The sequence below is a fragment of the Rhizohabitans arisaemae genome, from assembly GCF_025996515.1.
GTDB classification, from domain to species: domain Bacteria; phylum Actinomycetota; class Actinomycetes; order Streptosporangiales; family Streptosporangiaceae; genus Rhizohabitans; species Rhizohabitans arisaemae.
Genome location: NZ_BLRH01000014.1, coordinates 15,094 through 34,404, shown reverse-complemented (window position 1 = coordinate 34,404; position 19,311 = coordinate 15,094). Strand labels below are relative to the sequence as shown.

The 19,311-nt window shown below is 67.5% G+C and carries 18 protein-coding genes; 13 read left to right on the top strand and 5 right to left on the bottom strand.

What is annotated here, in order from left to right:
* Positions 1–3: 3 nt before the first annotated feature.
* The 9 genes from RUR_RS06830 (at position 4) to RUR_RS06790 (ending at position 10,274) form a co-directional block, all read left to right on the top strand.
* The gene (locus RUR_RS06830; RefSeq protein WP_283134058.1) at positions 4–3,663 is read left to right on the top strand and encodes a multifunctional oxoglutarate decarboxylase/oxoglutarate dehydrogenase thiamine pyrophosphate-binding subunit/dihydrolipoyllysine-residue succinyltransferase subunit; all 3,660 of its coding nucleotides are present in this window, start codon (positions 4–6) and stop codon (positions 3,661–3,663) included.
* A gap of 371 nt (positions 3,664–4,034) precedes the next feature.
* A complete protein-coding gene (locus RUR_RS06825) occupies positions 4,035–4,208 on the top strand; it encodes a DUF6104 family protein (protein WP_283134057.1) in 174 nt (57 codons plus the stop codon).
* A 114-nt stretch (positions 4,209–4,322) separates the two neighbouring features.
* Positions 4,323–5,000 carry a helix-turn-helix transcriptional regulator gene (locus RUR_RS06820; protein ID WP_283134056.1) on the top strand — a complete coding sequence of 226 codons (678 nt, stop codon included), beginning with the start codon at positions 4,323–4,325 and terminating at the stop codon, positions 4,998–5,000.
* 128 nt (positions 5,001–5,128) lie between these two features.
* On the top strand, positions 5,129–5,374 hold the full coding sequence (locus RUR_RS06815; protein WP_283134055.1) for a hypothetical protein: 246 nt from the start codon (positions 5,129–5,131) through the stop codon (positions 5,372–5,374).
* A complete protein-coding gene (locus RUR_RS06810; protein WP_283134054.1) occupies positions 5,371–5,748 on the top strand; it encodes a hypothetical protein in 378 nt (125 codons plus the stop codon). The genes RUR_RS06815 and RUR_RS06810 overlap by 4 nt, the downstream gene beginning before the upstream one ends.
* Positions 5,749–6,532: 784 nt before the next feature.
* The gene (locus tag RUR_RS06805) at positions 6,533–7,447 is read left to right on the top strand and encodes an ABC transporter ATP-binding protein (protein WP_283134053.1); all 915 of its coding nucleotides are present in this window, start codon (positions 6,533–6,535) and stop codon (positions 7,445–7,447) included.
* 44 nt (positions 7,448–7,491) lie between these two features.
* Positions 7,492–8,277, top strand: a complete 786-nt coding sequence (locus RUR_RS06800) for an ABC transporter permease (RefSeq protein ID WP_283134052.1) — start codon at positions 7,492–7,494, stop codon at positions 8,275–8,277.
* 48 nt (positions 8,278–8,325) lie between these two features.
* Positions 8,326–9,615, top strand: a complete 1,290-nt coding sequence (locus tag RUR_RS06795; RefSeq protein ID WP_283134051.1) for a sensor histidine kinase — start codon at positions 8,326–8,328, stop codon at positions 9,613–9,615.
* On the top strand, positions 9,612–10,274 hold the full coding sequence (locus tag RUR_RS06790) for a response regulator (RefSeq protein WP_283134050.1): 663 nt from the start codon (positions 9,612–9,614) through the stop codon (positions 10,272–10,274). Before RUR_RS06795 ends, RUR_RS06790 begins: the two co-directional genes overlap by 4 nt.
* Positions 10,275–10,508: 234 nt before the next feature.
* Here RUR_RS06790 and RUR_RS06785 read toward each other — a convergent pair whose 3' ends face one another.
* The 4 genes from RUR_RS06785 to RUR_RS06770 all read right to left on the bottom strand — a co-directional run bounded on the left by RUR_RS06785 (position 10,509) and on the right by RUR_RS06770 (position 13,048).
* Complete coding sequence (locus tag RUR_RS06785) at positions 10,509–11,261, bottom strand: class I SAM-dependent methyltransferase (RefSeq protein WP_283134049.1); 753 nt, start codon at positions 11,259–11,261, stop codon at positions 10,509–10,511.
* Between the two features lie 54 nt (positions 11,262–11,315).
* Complete coding sequence (locus RUR_RS06780; protein ID WP_283134048.1) at positions 11,316–12,272, bottom strand: zinc-binding dehydrogenase; 957 nt, start codon at positions 12,270–12,272, stop codon at positions 11,316–11,318.
* A gap of 81 nt (positions 12,273–12,353) precedes the next feature.
* Positions 12,354–12,779, bottom strand: coding sequence for a type II toxin-antitoxin system VapC family toxin (locus RUR_RS06775; protein WP_283134047.1), 426 nt, complete (start codon positions 12,777–12,779; stop codon positions 12,354–12,356).
* Positions 12,779–13,048: a hypothetical protein gene (locus RUR_RS06770; RefSeq protein ID WP_283134046.1), complete on the bottom strand. Its 270-nt coding sequence runs from the start codon at positions 13,046–13,048 to the stop codon at positions 12,779–12,781. Before RUR_RS06770 ends, RUR_RS06775 begins: the two co-directional genes overlap by 1 nt.
* A gap of 271 nt (positions 13,049–13,319) precedes the next feature.
* Between RUR_RS06770 and RUR_RS06765 the strand changes: the two genes are divergently transcribed.
* Entirely contained in the window at positions 13,320–15,416 is a 2,097-nt protein-coding gene (locus RUR_RS06765; protein WP_283134045.1) for a WD40 repeat domain-containing serine/threonine protein kinase, read from the top strand.
* 273 nt (positions 15,417–15,689) lie between these two features.
* On the opposite strand, the gene RUR_RS06760 is transcribed toward RUR_RS06765, so the two are convergent.
* Positions 15,690–16,880, bottom strand: a complete 1,191-nt coding sequence (locus RUR_RS06760) for an NAD(P)-dependent malic enzyme (protein WP_283134044.1) — start codon at positions 16,878–16,880, stop codon at positions 15,690–15,692.
* 288 nt (positions 16,881–17,168) lie between these two features.
* Here RUR_RS06760 and RUR_RS06755 point away from each other — a divergent pair, with 288 nt between their 5' ends.
* The 3 genes from RUR_RS06755 to RUR_RS06745 all read left to right on the top strand — a co-directional run bounded on the left by RUR_RS06755 (position 17,169) and on the right by RUR_RS06745 (position 19,302).
* Positions 17,169–17,708: a CGNR zinc finger domain-containing protein gene (locus tag RUR_RS06755; protein WP_283134043.1), complete on the top strand. Its 540-nt coding sequence runs from the start codon at positions 17,169–17,171 to the stop codon at positions 17,706–17,708.
* 356 nt (positions 17,709–18,064) lie between these two features.
* Positions 18,065–18,505 (top strand): ATP-binding protein, encoded by a 441-nt coding sequence (locus RUR_RS06750; protein WP_283134042.1) that lies wholly within the window; start codon positions 18,065–18,067, stop codon positions 18,503–18,505.
* 17 nt (positions 18,506–18,522) lie between these two features.
* Positions 18,523–19,302, top strand: a complete 780-nt coding sequence (locus RUR_RS06745; RefSeq protein ID WP_283134347.1) for an RNA polymerase sigma factor SigF — start codon at positions 18,523–18,525, stop codon at positions 19,300–19,302.
* Positions 19,303–19,311: the final 9 nt, after the last annotated feature.

The following is a 19,311-nucleotide window of genomic DNA, read 5'->3' as shown; positions in this document are numbered from 1 at the left end:
GCCGTGTCTACAGAAAGTCGACCTGACTCAGCGCGGACAAACCCGCTGGCAGCCTTTGGTCCCAATGAGTGGCTTGTCGACGAGCTGTACCAGAAGTATCTCCAGGATCCTGAGTCGGTCGACAAAGCTTGGTGGAACTTCTTCGCTGACTACAACCCCGACTACGGGCCTGGACGAGCTCCCGGAAACGGCGCCGGCACGGCGACCGTGACCCCCACGGCACCGGCGAAGCCCGTCGTTCCCCCGGCTCCCCCCGCCGCACCCGCCGCCCCCGCGATCAAGGGCCCCGCCGTACCCGCGGGCGCCGAAGAGGTGCGCCTGCGCGGCGCCGCCGCGCGGACCGTGGCCAACATGGAGTCCTCCCTCGCGGTCCCCACGGCGACCAGCGTCCGGGCGGTCCCCGCCAAGCTGCTCATCGACAACCGCATCGTCATCAACAACCACCTGCAGCGCGGTCGCGGCGGCAAGGTGTCGTTCACCCACATCATCGGATACGCCATCGTCAAGGCGCTCCAGACGATGCCGGACATGAACCACTCCTACGCCGAAGTCGACGGCAAGCCGGTGCTGGCCAAGCCCGAGCACGTCGGCCTGGGTCTGGCGATCGACGTCAAGAAGAGCGACGGCACGCGGCAGCTCCTCGTCCCCTCCATCAAGGGCGCCGAGTCGATGGACTTCCGCCAGTTCTGGATGGCGTACGAAGAGATCGTCCGCAAGGCGCGAAGCGGCAAGCTCGGCGTCGAGGACTTCGCCGGGACCACGATCAGCCTCACCAACCCCGGCACCATCGGCACGGTGCACTCGGTGCCCCGCCTCATGCAGGGCCAGGGCACGATCATCGGTGTGGGCGCCATGGAGTACCCGGCCGAATACCAGGGCGCCTCCCCCGAGACGCTCTCCCGGCTCGCGGTGAGCAAGGTCATGACGCTGACCTCCACCTACGACCACCGGATCATCCAGGGCGCCCAGTCCGGCGACTTCCTCCGGCAGATCCACCGCCTCCTCCTCGGCGAGGACGGCTTCTACGACGACATCTTCGAGTCGCTCCGCATCCCCTACGAGCCCGTCCGCTGGGTCCAGGACATCTCCGCCACCCACGACGACGACGTGGCCAAGTCGGCCCGGGTCATCGAGCTCATCCACGCCTACCGGGTGCGCGGCCACCTCATGGCCGACACCGACCCGCTGGAGTACAACCAGCGCAGGCACCCCGACCTGGACATCAAGTCGCACGGCCTGACCCTGTGGGACCTGGAGCGGGAGTTCGCCACCGGCGGGTTCGGCGGCAAGCCGCTCGCCAAACTCCGCGACATCCTCGGTGTGCTCCGCGACTCCTACTGCCGGACCATCGGCATCGAGTACATGCACATCCAGCACCCGGAGGAGCGGGCCTGGGTCCAGGCGCGGATCGAGCGCCCGCACGTCAAGCCGGACCGCGACGAGCAGCTGCACATCCTGCAGCGGCTCAACACGGCGGAGGCCTTCGAGACGTTCCTGCAGACCAAGTACGTCGGCCAGAAGCGGTTCTCCCTCGAAGGCGGGGAGTCCCTGATCCCGCTGCTCGACTCGGTGATCAGCGCCGCCGCCGGCGAGAGCCTGGACGAGGTCGTCATCGGCATGGCCCACCGGGGCCGGCTGAACGTCCTCGCCAACATCGTGGGCAAGTCCTACGCCCAGGTCTTCGGCGAGTTCGAGGGAAACCTGGACCCGCGCTCCGCGCACGGCTCCGGCGACGTGAAGTACCACCTGGGCGCCGAGGGCGACTTCGTCGCCCCCAACGGCGCCAAGATCACGACCTCGGTGGTGGCGAACCCCTCCCACCTGGAGGCCGTCGACCCCGTCACCGAAGGCGTGGTACGGGCCAAGCAGGACCTGCTGGAGCGGGGCGAGGAAGGCTTCACCGTCCTGCCCGTCCTCGTCCACGGCGACGCGGCCTTCGCCGGGCAGGGCGTGGTCGCGGAGACGCTGCACCTCTCCCAGCTGCGCGGATACCGCACCGGCGGCACCGTGCACGTCGTCGTCAACAACCAGGTCGGCTTCACCACGTCCCCGGCGTCGTCCCGTTCCTCGGTGTACGCCACCGACGTCGCCCGGATGATCCAGGCACCGATCTTCCACGTCAACGGCGACGACCCCGAAGCCGTCGTCCGGGTCGGCAAGCTCGCCTTCGAGTACCGGCAGACCTTCCGCAAGGACGTCGTCATCGACCTCGTCTGCTACCGGCGGCGCGGCCACAACGAGATGGACAACCCCTCGTTCACCCAGCCGCTCATGTACGACCTGATCGACGCCAAGCGCTCCACCCGCAAGCTCTACACCGAGGCCCTGATCGGCCGGGGCGACATCACGGTGGAGGAGGCCGAGCAGGCGCTCCGCGACTACCAGGAGCAGCTGGAGCGGGCCTTCACCGAGACCCGTGAGGCCGCCAAGAAGCCGCTGGAGCCGGGGTCGGTCGTCAAGCCGCAGACCGCCGAGGTCTTCCCCTGGTCGCACGGCACCACCGAGACGGCCATCACCAACGAGACCGTCAAGCAGGTCATCGACACCCAGCTGAGCCTCCCCGAAGGTTTCACCGTCCACCCGCGTCTGGCGCCGGTGATCCAGCGCCGCGGCCAGATGGTCAGCGAGGACGCGATCGACTGGGCGACCGGTGAGGCACTCGCGTTCGGCTCGCTCCTGCTGGACAACCACCCGGTCCGGCTCGTCGGCCAGGACTCGCGCCGCGGCACCTTCGGCCAGCGGCACGCCGTCCTCGTCGACCGCGGCACCGGGGACGAGCACACCCCGCTCAAGCAGTTCAACCGGGGCACCACCAAGTTCTACGTCTACGACTCGCTGCTCAGCGAGTTCGCCGCCCTCGGCTTCGAGTACGGCTACAGCGTGGTCCGGCCGGACGCGCTGGTGGCCTGGGAAGCCCAGTTCGGCGACTTCGTGAACGGCGCCCAATCGATCATCGACGAGTTCATCTCCTCCGGTGAGCAGAAGTGGGGCCAGCGCTCCTCGGTCGTCCTGCTGCTGCCGCACGGGTACGAGGGACAGGGCCCGGACCACTCCTCCGCCCGGATCGAGCGGTTCCTGCAGCTCTGCGCCCAGGACAACATGACCGTGGTGCAGCCCACGACGCCGGCCAACTACTTCCACCTCCTGCGGTGGCAGGTGCTGTCCGACCGTCGCAAGCCGCTCGTCGTCTTCACCCCCAAGTCGCTGCTGCGGCACAAGAGCGCCACCTCGGCGACCGATGACTTCACCAGCGGGCACTTCCAGCCCGTCATCGGCGACTCCGAGGTGAACCCGCAGGGTGTCCGGGAGATCGTCCTCTGCTCCGGCAAGATCTACTACGACCTGGCCGCGGCCAGGGAGAAGGCCGGACGCACCGATGTGGCGATCGTACGGCTGGAGCGGCTCTACCCGATGCCGGTGGACGAGCTCGGCGCCGAACTCGGCCGCTACCCGAGCGAGGCCACCCTGACCTGGGCACAGGACGAGCCGGTCAACATGGGACCGTGGCCGTTCCTCACCCTCAAGATGGTCGAAACCCCCGACGTGTTCGGTGGACGGCCGCTGCGCCGGGTGTCCCGGATCAACAACCCGTCGCCCGCAGTCGGCTCCCACGCCGCCCACGACGCCGAACTCCACGACCTGCTCGCCCAGATCTTCGGCTGATCCCCGATCGAGCTGCGACTCAAAACAGCTGTCACCGGCTCCCCGCTGGTGGCAGCTGTTCCTTTTTCCCACTCACTATGATCATTGCGCTGTGCAAACCCCATCGGGCCCACAGTCCACAACGATCACCTGGGTTGCGAAGGCGAGCAGGCCGCGTCGGTCATCGAAGTAGGGGCACGACCTGCCATGTCGGCTACCTTGCGATCAGTGACCCGTGGTGCCGACCGACCGCCACGCACACCCAGGCTCTGACTAGGGTTGAGGGAGTTGGAACCCAGCCAAGCGTGCTGTGCGGAGCTTGGAATTTCACCCGGTAGGCTGAAGATCATCTCCCCTGTGTTCAGAACACTGTGTTCAAAGGAGTTCAAACCGTGTACTTCACCGATCGGGGGATCGAGGAGCTCGTCGACCGCCGCAGCGGCGAAGAGGTCTCCATCGACTGGCTCGCCGAGCGTCTCCGCGAGTTCGTCGACCTCAACCCCGAGTTCGAGACCCCCGTGGAACGGCTGGCCACCTGGCTGGCCCGCCTCGACGACGACGACTGACGCGTATTTGGCTTTCCCGGAAACGCGACATATCGTGTCGTGGACAGGCGGTACCTCGGAGAAGGGCACACTCATGTCCGGCTGGGTGCACGGGGCGACAAAACGGGCCCGCGGATGAGTCCCGTCTTCGGCCACGGCCGCCTCCGCCTCTACCTTCTCAAGCTCCTCGACGAGCACCCCCGGCACGGCTACGAGGTCATCCGGCTCCTCCAGGACCGCTTCCTCGGCGTCTACTCCCCCTCCCCCGGGACGATCTACCCGCGCCTCGCCCGGCTCGAAGAGGAAGGCCTGGTCACCCACGAAGTCGTCGACGGCAAGAAGGTCTTCAAACTCACCGACGCCGGCCGCGGGGAACTCACCGGACGCTTCGACGAACTCTCCGACCTGGAGCGGGAACTCGCCGACTCCGTCCGCGACATCGCCCGCGAAGTGAAGGAAGACGTCCGCCAGACCGTGCGCTCCCTCCGCCACGGCATCACCCAGATGACCCGGGAGATGGGGCGCGAGATGAGCCGCCCCAACCAGTGGGAACGCCAGAAGCAGGAGTGGCGCCGCCTCTGGGAGGACTCCTGGGCGGAGGCGAGCTCCCTCGGCTCCCAGCAGGCTCGGGCACACGCGGAGAGCGCCAAGGAACTCGGCCGGATCCTCGCCGACTTCATCGGCGAACTACGCCGGGCCGCCGCCGACGCCAACCTCTCCGAGCAGACCCTCACCACCATCCGCTCCACCCTCGACGACGCCACCAAACGCATCAAAGACTCATTCCACGAAGACCCCACCAAACCCCGCTAACCCCACCCCAAAAATCCCCAAGTCACCCGCCCCGCGATCAGCTCGTCACCCACCGCCCAGTCGGGTCGTGGACACACAGGTCTTCGAATCGCCCTATCCAACAGGGTTGTGTCAGACATAATATGGGCATGAAGAGGTTGCGGTTCTATCGGTCGGCACGCAGGCACCGCATCGTGCAGGCACACGCTCTTCATGTGGTTCGATCCGGACCGCCGGCAATCGTTCCCGCCACCGACCCAAATCTGGAGGATCGATGGGTGTGGATCGGCCCGGATGACAGGGGCATCGAACTTGAAGTGATCGGCGTCCTCACCGATAAACACCTGGTGATCATCCATGTGATGCCGACCGCGCTGAGGAGGAGAAAGCCATGACCGAGCACCGAACCTGGCCACCGGAAGACATCGAACTGGTCCTGGATCCCGACTCCGAGATCGACACCGAGGAACTCCACGACACCAAGGGCGCCCCGATCACGGACGAGTACGTGGATCAGGCGATCGCCGATGTGCACCGTGCAATCGACGAGGGCCGCGTATCCGTCCCGACCGGCCGCAGTGGGCGTCCGTCACTGACCGGTGAAGGCTCACACTCCCCAAGGGTTTCTTTTCGTGTCCCCGAAGAACTGCGCGAACGCGCGAAGTCCCGAGCCGAGCAAGAGGGCAAGACGGTATCGGCACTGGCCCGAGAGGCGTTCGAGTGGTTCCTCCGGACAAGCCCGGCCAATCGCAGACGCGTCAAGCCTTGAGAGTTGAGCAGCGCCCGATCATCCCTGGAGGGATCGCAACTGCGTCTTTGCGGCCTCCCCGCCGGGCAGTATCAGTGCCCGATCATCCCTGGAGGGATTGCGACTTGAACCCGACGACTCCAATCACGGCGTTGATTGCGCCGAGATCATCAATGCCTTCAGATCACTCCAAACGATAACAACTCACGGGAATGGGACTTCCCGCAAGTAATTGCCTCCAGCCGTCCCAGAAAGGCTTGAATTACTTCCCTGCGGTGTCGGGGGTCGAGCAGCACCTGAATGGGCCAGTGGCGTTAGCGGGCCGTCGAATGCCGACATAGCGCGCCTCCGGCCGTTCCGATGCGGGTAGCGTCAGGCAGGTAGGGACCTTGCAACGATAGGTGTGGGTGGGCGGTCTGCTGGTTGGTCCTACTTTGCGGGCTATGCCGGTGGAGTTCCTGACGAATGATGAGGCGGCGGCGTACGGGCCATGACCCACCCGCCCAGCCCAAAGGACCCGGTCATTCCGCATGTTCAGCCAGGTCGCGCTGCGGCCCCGGCCGAAGTACTCGAAGCCCGGCCGCGCGTAGACCGTGGTCGAGGGAGCGACGAAGCGCATCCTATCGACCGAGGCCCCCGGTGGCGATCCACCGATCGGTGGATCGCCACCACCGCTTGATTGGGCCGGTGCCCCCACCGTGCGGCAGCCAGGTCCGGTCTGCTGGTCGATGTTCACCGGAGTGCCGGTCGTAGCAGGGTGAGCAGTGCCAATCACCGAAGGGCCCAGCCCCGGAAGGACGCGCACATGCCACCAGTGATCGAGGTACGCAACCTCCACAAGCGCTATGCCGACAAGGTCGCGGTCGACGACGTCTCGCTCACCGTTCAGGAGGGCGAGATCCTCGGGATCCTCGGCCCGAACGGCGCCGGCAAGACGACGACCGTGGAGTGCATCGAGGGCCTCCGTACGCCGGACCGGGGCGAGATCAAAGTGCTGGGTCTCGATCCCCTCCGGGACCGCGCCGAGCTGACCCGGCGGCTCGGTGTCCAGTTGCAGGCCGGCCAGCTCCCCGAGCGGCTACAGGTCGCCGAGGCCCTGGAGCTCTACAGCTCCTTCTATCCCAGGCCGGCCGACTGGCGCGGGCTGATGCACGACCTCGGCCTGACCGACAAGGCGAAGACCAGGTACGCCAAGCTGTCCGGTGGCCAGAAGCAACGGCTGTCGATCGCACTGGCACTCGTCGGCAACCCTCGGGTGGCGATCCTCGACGAGCTCACCACCGGGCTCGACCCGCAGGCACGGCGCGACACCTGGGACCTGATCGAGGGCGTGCGGTCCCGCGGGGTGACGATCGTGCTGGTCACCCACTTCATGGAGGAGGCCGAGCGGCTGTGTGACCGGCTGGCCCTGATCGACGCCGGACGCGTCGTCATGGTGGACACCCCGGCCGGCCTGACCGAACGGGCCCGCATCGGGCAGCGAATCCAGTTCCGTCCGTCCAGGCCGTTGGACGACTCCCTGCTGACGAGCCTGCCCGACGTCTCGGGCGTCACCCGCCGGGGCGAGCTGGTCGTCGTCAGCGGCAACGACAACGCGCTCAACGCCGTCACCACCGTACTGGCCCGCAACCAGATCGTGGCCGAACGGCTGCGCGTCGAGCAGGCCAGCCTGGAGGACGCGTTCGTCCGGCTGACCGGCAAACGCCTCGATCCCCACTAGGCATCCGACCCGCAGTCCGCCCCACAGAGAAGGAAACCGTACTCATGTCAGTCCTGAACACCGCCCCACCCCGGGCCGCCGCCAAGCCTGGTTCCGCGACGTGGAGGCTCATCAAAGCCGAGAGCAAGCTGTCCATCCGCGACAAGATGGCACTCCTCTGGGGCGTCGGCATCCCGCTGGTCGTGTTGATCATCCTCGGCAGCATCCCCTCCTTGCGAAAGCCCAACGAGGACACCGGCGGCCTGACGACCTTCGACGTCTACGTGCCCGTCCTGATCTTGTTCAACCTGGCGATCCTGGCCGTGACCGCCCTGCCGACCACGCTCGCGGGCTACCGGGAGAACGGTGTGCTGCAACGTATGCGGACCACGCCGATCGGCCCGGCCCGCGTACTCACCGCCCAGCTCGTGGCCAACTTCGCCATCGCGCTCGTCGCGATGATCCTGTTCCTCGCGGTGGCCGGCCTCGGCTTCGGCGTCGACCTGCCGCAGCACCTCTTCGGCTTCGCCGTCGCCTGGCTGCTCGCGGCCGCCGCGTTGCTGGCGATCGGCCTGCTGCTCACCGCACGGGTGCCGGGACGTAGTGTGGCCTCCGCGATGGGCATGGTGTTGTTCTTCCCGATGATGTTCTTCGCCGGACTCTGGGTGCCGATCTCGGAAATGCCCGCGGTGCTGCAGAACATCAGCCGTTACACCCCGCTCGGCGCGGGCATGCGAGCATTCCAGGACGCGTACCTGGGCCATTTCCCGTCCGTCCTCCCGCTCCTGACCCTGGCGGTCTACGCGGTCGGGTGCTCGATCATCGCGGTCCGTTGGTTTCGCTGGGAATAGACTCGGCACGGATGAGCTGGGAAAAGACTCGGCACGGAGGAGAGGGTCTTGAGCAGGCGGAGGCGGCCCGAGCACTGGGCGGCGGTGCGGGAAGAGCGACCGCTCCTCCTTGTCACCGCGGTGCCGTACACGTTGCTGGCCGGACTTGTCGTCCTCAAGGTGATCAGAGGGCCTTCGGCGGGCGACTCCCCGCTCATCGATCTCGGCCTGTGCGGGTTGGCCGCGGCGTGGATGCTCGGCATGTTCACCCTGCGTCCCGCCTGGTGGGAACGGCCACGGATCATGGGGGTGTTCTTCACCGGATTACTGGTGATCACAGCGATCCTGGTGGTGCGAGATCCCATGTTCGGGTTGTTCACCCCTGCGCCCTTCATCTACGCCTTCACCGTCCTGCCCTGGCCGTGGCGGCTGCCGGCTGTGGCAGCCGTGGCGGTCGTGGCCGGTGTCGCACAGGCCTCCGGCGTGGACAGGACGACCGGGCTCGGCCTCACGCTGTACACGACCATCGTCGTCGCCAACGTCGCCCTCATGAGCTCCGTCGCCTGGGCGCTCCGGCTCGCCGAGAGGGAGAGGGAGCAGCGCGAGCAGGCCCTCGCGGAGCTGAGCCGGACGAACCGGCTGCTGGAGACGACTCTCACCGAGAACGCCGGCCTGCACGCGCAGCTCCTCGCCCAGGCCAGGGAGGCGGGGGTCATCGACGAGCGCCGGCGGATGGCCCGTGAGATCCACGACACCCTGGCGCAAGGACTCACCGGGATCATCGCGCAGTTGCAGGCGGCCGAACAGATGCATGAGGTCCCGGCACCGTGGCGCCGTCCCTTCGAAGCCGTCAAGAGGCTGGCGCGGGAGAGCCTGTCCGAGGCCCGTCGCTCGGTCGACGCGCTCCGGCCCGAGCCGCTGGAGACCGCGCGCCTGAGCGACGCGCTCGCCGACGTCGCCGACCGGTGGTCGAAGGTGCACGGGCTCGCCGTTCAGGTCACGACGACCGGCACGGTGCGGTCGATGACGCCGGAGGCCGAGTTCGCGCTGCTGCGCACGGCGCAGGAAGCGCTGGCCAACGTGGCCAAGCACGCGCAGGCGACCAGGGTCGGGGTGACGCTGTCCTACCTGGAGTACGAGGTGGCGTTGGACGTGCGAGACGACGGCAGGGGCTTCGATCCCGCCGGTCTCGAAGCCGGCGCGCCGCAGCCGCCGTCTCGCGGCGGCGGATTCGGCCTGACCATCATGCGACAGCGGGTCGAAGGACTGTCCGGAACTCTGCGGATCGAGTCCGAGCCCGGCGTCGGCACCGGGATCTCGGCCTGCGTCCCCACCCTGCCGACCGGGAGCCACGCATGAACGATCGCACGGCCAAATCGACGGCCGAGACCCCGATACGACTGCTGATCGTGGACGACCATCCCGTCGTCAGGGATGGGTTGAGCAGCATGTTCGCCTCCGCACCCGGATTCGAGGTGGTGGGTGAGGCCGCGGACGGGGCGGCAGCCCTGCGTCTCGCCAAGCGGCTTCAGCCCGATGTGATCCTGATGGACCTGCGCATGCCGGGCATGGACGGGCTGACCGCGATCACCGAGCTGACCAGGCTCGGCGTCACCGCGCGGGTCCTGGTTCTGACCACCTACGACAACGACACCCACGTACTGCCGGCTATCGAGGCGGGAGCGACCGGCTACCTGCTCAAGGACTCCCCCCGGGAGGACCTGCTGAGAGGTGCGCGGGCCGCCGCCAGAGGCGAGCCCGTACTCTCCCCCTCGGTGGCGGCAAGACTGATGAATCGGGTCAAAACGCCCGCTCCACAACTGCTCAGCCAGCGCGAACTCGAAGTCCTCGAACTCGTGGCGGCCGGGAACACCAACCGTGAGGTGGCCGCCCGGCTCTTCATCACAGAGGCCACGGTCAAGAGTCACCTGCTGAACATCTACGCCAAGCTCGGCGTCGGCGACCGCGCCGCCGCCGTGGCCGAGGCGTTCAACCGGCGACTGCTCACACCCCGGTAGCCCTGCGCCCGGCACGGGAGGAGCGAGAGGGTTCGCCGCCCGCGTCCACCTGGAGTCGGCGATCGACGCCGACCTCGTCCCGGCCGTGGAGTTGCCGCTCAAGCCCCGTGTCGCCGGTGGGGGTCATCCTCAGGGGATCGCGACGGTCCATCGGCGGTGCCGGTGTTCCGAGGCGCCCGAGCTGCCGCGTTGAGCGGAACCGCCGGTGGCGTCACGTCCGATCCGGCTGTGGTGTCAGGAGGTGGGGTGGGCGATGAGGGCGAATCGGTGGGCGTGTGCGGTCAGCGGCCGACCGGCCCGCATCTCCTTGTGCAGCGCACGCAGCCGGTCGGCGTATCGTTCGACGTCAAAGCCGGGAACATGCCACGGCGTGATGCGCAGGAACAGCACCAGCGCCCCGATGTCGTGGAAGACGGTGGAGATCCGCGCTTCCTCCTGCCAGGACACCTCCAATCCGGCCGCGGCCAGGTCGGCGACGGCGGTCGTGAGGTTCCAGCCGGCGTACTCGTGCGGCTTCGCGCCCAGCGCCCTGTTGATCTCGACCATGTCCTCGCCGCCCACCTGCTGGGTGATGAACGTCCCGCCGGGTTTGAGCACGCGCCGCACCTCGTCCGGGTCGTAGGACTCGTGCCGGCTGATGATCAGCTCGAACGACCGGTCGGGCAGCGGCAGCCGGTCGTCGTCGCCCACCTCCACGACCTGCACGCCCATCGGTTCGAGGCGCTTCCTGGCCACGGGGACGTTCGGCGCCCACCCCTCGGTGGCGGCCGTCCGCTCCGGGAGCGGGGTGAAGGAGGCCAGCAGTTCACCGCCGCCCGTGCCGAGGTCGAGGAGCGAGTCCGCATACGGCAGCCGCTCCTGCACCAACTGCTCGTAGTTCCACGGCAGGGCGGCCGAGTCCTCGATCATCCGGCCGTGGAAGACTCCGAGGTTCCAGCCTTCGAAGGGGGTGGTCAACGCCTCCCTGATCAGTTTGTCGTAGCCCACCTTCGTGATCCTTTCAGCTCCCGGATCGGCTGCCCGATCGACTCTGAGGGAGGGTCAGAGGGTGAAGACGATTTTGCCGAAGACGTCGCCTTCTTCCATGAGGGCGAAGCCGTCGGTGGCCGAGGTCATGGGGAGCACGGTGTCGATGGTGGGTCGGACCCCCGTCTGCTCACAGAAACGCAGGAGACGTTCGAGCTGGTCTCGGTTGCCCATGGTCGATCCGACCACGGACAACTGGAGGAAGAACACCCTGGCGAGGTCGGCGGACGGGGCGAGACCGCTGGTCGCCCCGGACACCACGATTCTGCCTCCCGGCCGGAGCGACTTCAGCGAGTGCTCCCAGGTCGCCTGACCGACGGTCTCCATCACGGCGTCCACCCGCTCCGGGAGTCGCGCCCCGGTCTCGAAGACCGCGTCGGCGCCGAGCGTGAGCGCCCGGTCCCGTTTCGCCTCCGATCTCGACGTGGCCCAGATTCGATAGCCGCCCGCCCGGCCCAGCGCGATCAGCGCCGTCGCGACCCCACCCCCGGCGCCTTGCACGAGGATGGTCGAACCCGGCTCCACCCCCGCCTTGTCGAACAGCATCTTGTAGGCCGTCAGCCATGCCGTGGGCATGCACGCGGCCTGCTCGAAGGAGATCGAGGCGGGTTTGGGCACCAGATTCCGGCGTGGCACGACGACACGCTCGGCGAAGGTGCCGTCGTGGATCTCGGAGAGCAGTGAGCGTCGTGGGTCGAGCGTCTCATCGGCGCCGTCGCCGATCACCGCATGGACGACGACCTCGTTGCCCTTCTCGTCCAATCCGGCGGCGTCGCATCCGAGGATGATCGGGAGCCTCTCCTGCTGAATCCCGACCCCGCGGAGCGTCCACAGATCATGATGGTTGAGTGACGCGGCCTTCACCGTGACCGTCGCCCAGCCTTCAGGCACCTGTGGGTCAGGGTGCTCGCCCAGCGACAGGCCGGACAAGGGGTTCTCGGCATCGGTGCGTACAGCGGTTACAGCGAACATGGCCGCACACTAACCGGTTGTCCGGCGGCCATCCGCGGCCGGGTGCCGACACGCACGACCAATCCACCGGTCTTTCCGGCGTCACACGGGGTGACGCCATCGGAGCCCGGGAAATCTGGCGAATCCCTTGTCCGCGGTTATCACTTCGCACCCGTGCTCGATCGCCAGCGCCGCCAGGTAGACGTCGGCGATGAGTGCGCCCGAGGCCCCTGAGATGCGGCAGAGCTTCTCGAAGATCCCCCAATGTCGCCGGCCCGGGGTGATCGGAACCGCATGGGGCTGATTGCGAATGCGGTCGGCGTAGACGAGTGCATGCTCGATCGGAGCAGGTGTCCGATAAATGCGGTGATTTGTCACCACTCGGACGAACCCATTTATCACCGAGTCTGCCACGGCATAGCTCTCGTCCCCATTCACGAGCCCACTCACCCACGCCGCGTAGGCCGAATGATTCGGCTCCTCCGTCCGATAGGCGTAAACCAGGACGTTGACATCGACGAGCCTCATCACGTGACTCCCCGAGTGACGAATCCGTCGATGAGTGCTTCGTCGTCGAGGTGTTTGATGTCAACCCCGGTGAACCGGGCCTCGCGCACCCAGGTGTGATAGCCGGCTTCCCCCTGGAAGGCGACGAGGTCCACGACGGGCCGATCGACCCTGTCGTCCTGGGTCTTCAGCAGCTGACGCAAGGCGTCCTCCATCACTGAATTGAGACTTCGGCCCTGCTTGGCGGCAAGAGCCTTGGCATTGTTGAGCAATGTCTCGTCGATTCGCACCGTCGTCCTCCGTCGATCCGAGCCGTCTTCCGTCATCGATCCCCATCTCTCATTCCGCCTCCAAGGAGGCTCGCATGGTGACATAAAAATGTCAACACTCAATGTAACGAGATCGGCGCGGATAGTTAGCCGAAATCCAGCTCCTGCCTTCATCAACAATCATCATTTATGGTGAGACCACCGATTTTTATTGCACCCCGCGGAGATCCCTATGTCCGGCCATCGGCCACTAAATTCGGGTGAACCCAGCCATATAGGCACGTTTCGACTGTTGGGCTATCTCGGTGAAGGCGGCCAGGGGGTTGTCTATCTCGCGGAGAGCGCATCCGGAGAACGCGTCGCCATCAAAATGTTGCATACCAGGCTCACCCGGGACGAACAGGCCCGGCAACGATTCCTGCGGGAGATCTCCGCGGCCTCCCGGGTCGCCCAGTTCTCCACCGCGCGAATCCTGGAGGCCAACGTCGTCGGCGATCGCCCGTACATCGTCAGCGAGTACGTCGACGGCCGTTCCCTGGACGAACTCGTGCGGATCGAGGGGCCGCGGAGCCCCGGCGCGCTGGAGCGGCTCGCGGTCGCCACGGCCGCGGCGCTGGCCGCCATCCACCAGGCCGGGATCGTTCACCGCGACTTCAAGCCGAGCAACGTCCTCATCGGACCGGACGGCCCGGTGGTCATCGACTTCGGGATCGCCAGGGCCCTGGACGTGACCGCCACGGTTTCCAGCGGTGTCCTGGGCACGCCTTCCTACATGTCCCCCGAGCAGGTCTCCGGGGAGCGGGCCGGCCCGCCCTCGGACGTGTTCAGCTGGGCCGCGACGATCGTGTTCGCGGCGACCGGCAGACCCCCCTTCGGCCAGGACACCATCCCCGCGGTCATGCACCGCGTCCTCTACGGCGATCCGGATCTGACCGGGATGCCCCGCCTCGTCGAGCTGGTCCTGCGCTGCCTCGCCAAGAACCCGGCGGACCGCCCGACCGCCCCCGAGATCATGCTCGCCCTCGTCGGGCACAACGGCCCGTCGGCCCGGACGTGGCCCTCCCCCGCCCCGCCTCCGCCGCCCCCTCCGCCACCGCCGAGAACGCCGGAGCCGATCGGGGTGGACGTCCCCGGGGAAGCCACCCGGGTGCGGACCTTCGACGCCGTGTACCAGACCCCGGGAATCACGCCCGGGACCCCGTTGGGCGTCCCGGGGACGATCGAGAGCCCGGGCGGCCGGAAATCGGCCGGCGCCTCCCCGCTCGCGCTCATCGCCACGGTGCTCGCCGTCGCGGTCGCGGTGGCCGCCACGGTGATCCTGGTGCCCCGCTGGTTCGACGGCTCCACGTCGTCAAAGACCACGAGCCCGAGCCCGGAAAGCGGCGGCCCCACGACGTCCGGGACGACCCCGCCGGCGGCGCGCCCGTTCGGCGCGAAAATCGACCAGATCACCGCGGCGTCCATCGACGACGTGAACGTCGTGACCATAGCCCAGGTCGGCGGAGCCCCCGTGATCATCGCTGGTTGCGGTTACGAGAAGGACTTCACGATACGCACCTGGGATCTCCGGACCAGGCTGGCGATCGGCGTCCCGTTCGCCAAGCAGAAGGACGACGTCCGGGCGGTGGCGGTGGCGAGCGTCAACCAGACGCCGATCCTCGTCTCCTCCGGCCTGGACAAACCGATCCACCTCACCGATCTCATCACGCACAAGCGCATCGGGGGGCCGCTGAGCGGGCACACCGACGCCGTCAAGGCCTTGGCGGTCACCGAACTCGACGGCCGTCCCGTCGCGGTCTCCGGCAGTTCCGACAACACCATCAGAATCTGGGACCTGACCACCCGCCAGGCCGTCGGCGAGCCCTTGGAGGGCCATACCGACGACGTGGACGCGGTGGCGATCGGCCGGCTCGACGGCCGTACGATCATCGTCTCGGCGGGAGACGACGACGTCATCCGCATCTGGGACCTCGCCACCGGGTCACCCGTCGGCGACCCCTTGAACGGGCACACCGACGACATCAGCACATTGGCGGTGACCGAACTCGACGGCCGTCCCGTCGTGGTCTCGGCCGGGGTCGACGACAGCGTGCGGCTCTGGGACCTGACCACCCGGACACCGATCGGCGAACCGCTGGAAGGCCACACCGACGACATCAGGAGCCTGGCGGTCGGCCGGGCAGGCGGGCGGCCCATCGCGGTCTCGGCGAGTGACGACAACACCCTCCGCGTCTGGGACCTCTCCAACCGCCAGCCGATCGGTGAGCCGCTCAAGGGGCACACCGACGGGGTCTTCTCCGTCACCATCGGCGACCTCGACGGCAATCCGATAGCCGTCTCGGGAAGCCTGGACGACAGTGTCCGGATCTGGAGCCTCGGCTCCCCTTGATCCGTCGATACCGGGAGGTCCGTCACCGGTGTATCCCGGCGCTTGGGACCCACACCGGTGCCGGTCGCATCCGGTCCCGCCTCGGACACCCCGACCGATCACGCGGTACGGGCGCCGCGCCCGACACACCGGGGAACGGCGAAGCCCCGGCAAGCGGGGTCACGCTTACCGGGGCCGGACGACTGCCCGCCGGTTCAGGTGATGGGCGGGATGGCGTCGGCATACGGAACGCCCATGTGGGTCAGGCACACGCTCGGGCCGCGTGAGCCGTACTCACAGTCGGGCGACGCCGTCCTTACGCGCCTGCTCGGCGACCGCCGCGATCACGGCGGGGGCGACCCGCTCGTCGAACGGGCTGGGGATCACGTAGTCCTCGGCGAGGTCGTCGCCGACCACGGCGGCCAGTGCCGTCGCCGCGGCGACCTTCATGTTCTCCGTGATCGCCGACGCGCGTACGTCGAACGCCCCGCGGAAGACGCCGGGGAAGGCGAGCACATTGTTGATCTGGTTGGGGAAGTCGGACCGGCCGGTGGCGACGACCCGCGCGTGTCTGCGGGCGACGTCCGGCGCGATCTCGGGGGTGGGGTTGGAGAGGGCGAACACGATCGCGTCCGGGGCCATCGAGGCGACGGACTCCTCGGAGACGGTGGAGCCCGACAGGCCGATGAACACGTCGGCTCCGGCCAGGGCCTCCTCGGTCGATCCCGAGAAGCCCGCCTTGTTGGTCTCGGCGGCGAGCGCGGCCTTGAAGGGGTTCATCCCTTCCCGGCCTTCGTAGAGCATGCCCTTGCTGTCGGCGACGGCGATGTCGCCGATGCCGGCGTTGAGCAGGATCCGGGTGACGGCGACGCCCGAGGCACCGGCTCCGGCGACCACGGCGCGCAGGTCACCGAGGGTTCGCCCGGTGAGCTTGGCCGCGTTCTGGAGTGCCGCGAGGGCGACGATGGCGGTTCCGTGCTGGTCGTCGTGGAAGACCGGGATGTCGAGGAGCTCGCGGAGCCGGTCCTCGATCTCGAAGCAGCGGGGTGCGCTGATGTCCTCGAGGTTGATCCCGCCAAAAGACGGCGCAAGCCGTACAACTGTCTCGACCAACGCGTCAACGTCGGTACAGTCAAGACAAATCGGCACAGCATGGACATTGGCGAATTGACGGAATAGGAGTGCTTTGCCCTCCATGACCGGCATGGCGGCAGCGGGCCCGATGTCACCGAGGCCGAGTACGGCGGTGCCGTCGGAGACCACGGCGACCACGTTCGAGACCCAGGTGTAGTCGTTGACCAGTTCGGGACGTTCGGCGATGGCGGTGCAGACCCGGGCGACCCCGGGGGTGTAGGCGAGGGCCAGGTCCTCGGCGTTCCGCACGGGAATGCTCGACTGGATCTCGATCTTGCCTCCGCGGTGCAGCGCGAAGACGGGATCATCATCGAGAGGGTTGGACGTAACGGATAAGGGTTCGGCAGCCATTGGTGACCCCATTGTCAGTTGGCTTGGGAAACCGCATAGGAGCCTCTGGCTTGACTGGTTCGCCTGGGCGATCCTTGGAGCGGTCATCTATCGGACGGTCCGGGGGTCCCCCGTCGCACGATTGTGTCACACGGTCATGGAGTGGGAGCGATGAGGTGACCGTGCGGCCCAGGGCTGTCCCGGTCCCGGCGGGACGGGGCGAGATGAGTCTGCGGTACGGCGTTCCGTGGGATACTTCTCTCCACGGTCCCGTCTCGTCACAGCGTCCCACCACAGCAAGGCTCGCACGTGAATCTGGCCTCATACGCTGAGCTCGCGGTCGCCCTCGTCAACACCGACGCCGAGGTCGATCGCCTCGGCAGCATGGAAGCCCTCCAGGAACTCCTCGCGGACCGGCCCGCGCTGGCCCGCCGGGCGAGCCGTGCCGACCTCGACTCGCTCCGGGACCTGCGCGCCGAGCTCCGGGCCATCTTCGAATCCGTGGCGGCCAAGGACGCGGCGGACGCCGTCGAGCGGCTCAACACCCTGCTCATCCTGCACCCGATCTACCCGCAGATCTCCACCAACGACAACAAGCGCTGGCACCTGCACCTCACCGAGGTGGGCCGGGTCGCCGACCAGTACACGGTGGGCGCGGTGATGGGACTGGCCACCGTGGTCACCGACCGCGGCATCGACCGGCTGGGCACCTGCCTCGCGACCCCGTGCCGCAACATCTATCTGGACACCTCCTCCAACCGCTCCCGCCGCTACTGCTCGGGCCGGTGCGCGAGCCGTGCCAACGTGGCCGCCTACCGCGCCCGGAAGCGGGCGAACCCCAAGGTCTGACCCCGTTTTTGTACGGCCGGCACGACGGCCGTGCCGGCGGGACACGCGTTGCCGGAGCCACGACATTGTTCGCCGGGATCGGCGATATCGTTAGGATCACCCGGAGGGCCGGATAGACGGGCTTAACGCCCCGCGTTAAGCAAGGTAAAGCGGGATTTATCTGCACAAACTGCAGATATGCAGTCCGTTTACCTTTATCGCCTATATTGAGTCTCAAGAGCGGGATGGGTGAATCCGTTAAATCAGGCGTCTCCTCCATGACGCCGGGAGATCGGGCGCGTCCAAGTCCGGCAAGGGGAGCCCTGGGGCTGTAGGTTGCACTCAGGGATCGCAACGCTCCAGTCGTTAGGAGGAACGTGACCGAGGAAACCGCGGCGCGTGCGGCGGGATTGTCAGGAATCCGGGACACGGTGACCGTTCGGCTGCCCGCAGTGAGCGCCTACCTATCCGTGCTGCGTACGGCGACCGCCGGGCTCGCCGCACGTCTGGATTTCACCCTCGATGAGATCGAGGACCTCAGAATCGCCGTCGACGAGGCCTGCGCCATGTTGCTGCCTCAGGCGGTGCCGGGCACGGACCTCATCGCCGAGTTCGAGCTGACCGGCGAAGAGATGAGCGTCAAGGTCGAAGTGCAGACGGTTACCGCACAGGCTCCCAAGCGGGATGACTTCGCCTGGATGGTGTTGACGGCGCTCGCCGACGACGTCGACGCGGTAACCGAGCCGGCGGACCGGATGGCCATCCTGTTGCGCAAGCGCCGGAGCGCTGCTTCGGCGGGGCCGGGAGACAGGGCGTGACGGAGAAGACCCGGGCTATGGCCAGTGACAACCACGCGGTTCCTGACCGGGTCCGCGCTCGTGATCTGTTCGGACAGCTCGTGGAGCTGCCCGCCGACGATCCACGCCGTCAGCGCATCCGCGACGAACTCGTCGAACTCCACCTCCCGTTGGTGGAGTATCTCGCCCGGCGGTTCCGCAACCGCGGCGAGTGGCTGGACGACCTGACCCAGGTCGCCACGATCGGCCTGATCAAGTCCATCGACCGCTTCGACCTGGGGCGGGGGGTCGAATTCTCGACCTATGCCACTCCCACGATCGTCGGTGAGATCAAGCGGCACTTCCGGGACAAGGGCTGGGCCGTCCGGGTTCCCCGTCGGCTTCAGGAACTCAAGCTGTCGCTCACCAAGGCGATCAGCGAGCTGTCCCAGCGGGAGGGGCGCGCCCCGACGGTCGCCGAGATGGCGATCCACCTCCAGATGACGGAGGAGGAGGTCCTGGAGGGCCTTGAGTCGGCCAACGCCTACTCCACGGTCTCCCTGGACGCGCCGGACTCCGGAGACGACGACGCACCCGCCGTCGCCGATTCGCTGGGCATCGTGGACGACTCCCTTGAGGGCGTGGAGTACCGGGAGTCCTTGAAACCGCTGCTGGAGCGACTCCCGCCGAGGGAGAAGCGGATCCTGCTGCTCCGCTTCTTCGGGAACATGACCCAGTCACAGATCGCCACCGAGCTCGGCATCTCGCAGATGCACGTGTCCCGTCTGCTCGCCAGAACACTCGCCCAGCTCCGTGAAGGGCTCACCGCCGAGGACTGAGCCGCCCGG

Bases quoted from the DNA above. Each gene is read 5' to 3' on its own strand.
- RUR_RS06820 (WP_283134056.1), top strand. From the start codon at position 4,323: ATGAGTCCCGTCTTCGGCCACGGCCGCCTCCGCCTCTACCTTCTCAAG.
- RUR_RS06815 (WP_283134055.1), top strand. From the start codon at position 5,129: ATGAAGAGGTTGCGGTTCTATCGGTCGGCACGCAGGCACCGCATCGTG.
- RUR_RS06810 (WP_283134054.1), top strand. From the start codon at position 5,371: ATGACCGAGCACCGAACCTGGCCACCGGAAGACATCGAACTGGTCCTG.
- RUR_RS06805 (WP_283134053.1), top strand. From the start codon at position 6,533: ATGCCACCAGTGATCGAGGTACGCAACCTCCACAAGCGCTATGCCGAC.
- RUR_RS06800 (WP_283134052.1), top strand. From the start codon at position 7,492: ATGTCAGTCCTGAACACCGCCCCACCCCGGGCCGCCGCCAAGCCTGGT.
- RUR_RS06790 (WP_283134050.1), top strand. From the start codon at position 9,612: ATGAACGATCGCACGGCCAAATCGACGGCCGAGACCCCGATACGACTG.
- RUR_RS06780 (WP_283134048.1), bottom strand. From the start codon at position 12,272: ATGTTCGCTGTAACCGCTGTACGCACCGATGCCGAGAACCCCTTGTCC.
- RUR_RS06775 (WP_283134047.1), bottom strand. From the start codon at position 12,779: ATGAGGCTCGTCGATGTCAACGTCCTGGTTTACGCCTATCGGACGGAG.
- RUR_RS06760 (WP_283134044.1), bottom strand. From the start codon at position 16,880: ATGGCTGCCGAACCCTTATCCGTTACGTCCAACCCTCTCGATGATGAT.
- RUR_RS06745 (WP_283134347.1), top strand. From the start codon at position 18,523: ATGGCCAGTGACAACCACGCGGTTCCTGACCGGGTCCGCGCTCGTGAT.